The organism is Streptomyces sp. DvalAA-14, from assembly GCF_900091855.1.
In the GTDB taxonomy this organism is placed as follows: Bacteria; Actinomycetota; Actinomycetes; order Streptomycetales; family Streptomycetaceae; genus Actinacidiphila.
Genome location: NZ_FMCH01000032.1, coordinates 1 through 1246, shown reverse-complemented (window position 1 = coordinate 1246; position 1246 = coordinate 1). Strand labels below are relative to the sequence as shown.

The following is a 1246-nucleotide window of genomic DNA, read 5'->3' as shown; positions in this document are numbered from 1 at the left end:
CGGCTCTCGCAGTCGCTGACCGGCAGCGCCTCCGGCCGCTCGGTGTCGGTCCGCAGCAGCCGCGGCGCCACCAGCGGCCCCACCCGCGGCAAGCTCGGCGCCGGCCTGGTCTCCGTACCGCCCATCCCCCGGCCCGACCCGGCCGCGGCGGTACTGCTCAACCCGGAGGTGCCCGAGCGCAAGCGGTACTGCAGCAAGAGCGACTGCGGGGCCCCGGTGGGGCGCAGCCGCGGCGACCGCCCCGGCCGTACCGAGGGCTTCTGCTCCAAGTGCGGCCACCCGTACTCCTTCTCGCCCAAGCTGCAGCCCGGTGACGTGGTGCACGGCCAGTACGACGTGGTGGGCTGCCTGGCGCACGGCGGTCTCGGCTGGATCTACCTGGCGGTGGACCGCGCGGTCTCCAACCGCTGGGTGGTGCTCAAGGGCCTGCTGGACACCGGCGACGAGGACGCGCTGGCGGCGGCCGTGTCCGAACGGCGGTTCCTCGCCGAGATCGAGCACCCCAACATCGTCCGGATCTACAACTTCGTCGAGCACCTCGACCAGCGCACCGGCACGCTCGACGGCTACATCGTGATGGCCTACGTCGGCGGCAAGTCGCTGAAGGAGATCGCCAACGAGCGCCGCGCCCCGGACGGCAAGCGCGAGCCGCTGCCGGTCGCGCAGGCCATCGCCTTCGCGATCGAGGCGCTGGAGGCGCTCGGCCATCTGCACAGCCGCAACCTGCTCTACTGCGACTTCAAGGTGGACAACGCGATCCAGACCGGGGACCGGCTGGAGCTCATCGACATGGGCGCGGTCCGCCGGATGGACGACACCGAGTCGGCGATCTACGGCACCGTCGGCTACCAGGCGCCCGAAGTCGCCGAGGTCGGCCCGTCGGTGGCCTCCGACCTCTACACGGTCGCCCGCACCCTCGCCGTACTGACCTTCGACTTCCAGGGCTACACCAACGTCTTCGCGGACAGCCTGCCGAACCCGGGCAGTATCGAGGTGTTCTCCCGGTACGAGTCCTTCTACCGGCTGCTGGTACGGGCCACCGACCCGGACCCCGGCAAGCGGTTCGCCTCCGCCGACGAGATGTCCGACCAGCTGCTCGGGGTGCTGCGCGAGGTGGTGGCCCTGGAGTCCGGCCAGCCGCGGCCGGCCCTGTCCACCCTGTTCGGCCCGGAACTGCGCGTTGTCGACACCGAGCTGGTCCGGCCGACGGCCGGCGACACCTCGACGCTCGGCGCGGACCGGGTGC

Annotated in this window: 1 protein-coding gene; it reads left to right on the top strand. The window is 71.9% G+C overall.

All coding sequences use genetic code 11. The features are described from left to right. Positions 1 to 1246 (top strand): serine/threonine protein kinase (locus tag GA0115240_RS01865; RefSeq protein WP_161301959.1); only part of this gene is annotated, 1246 nt, incomplete at both ends.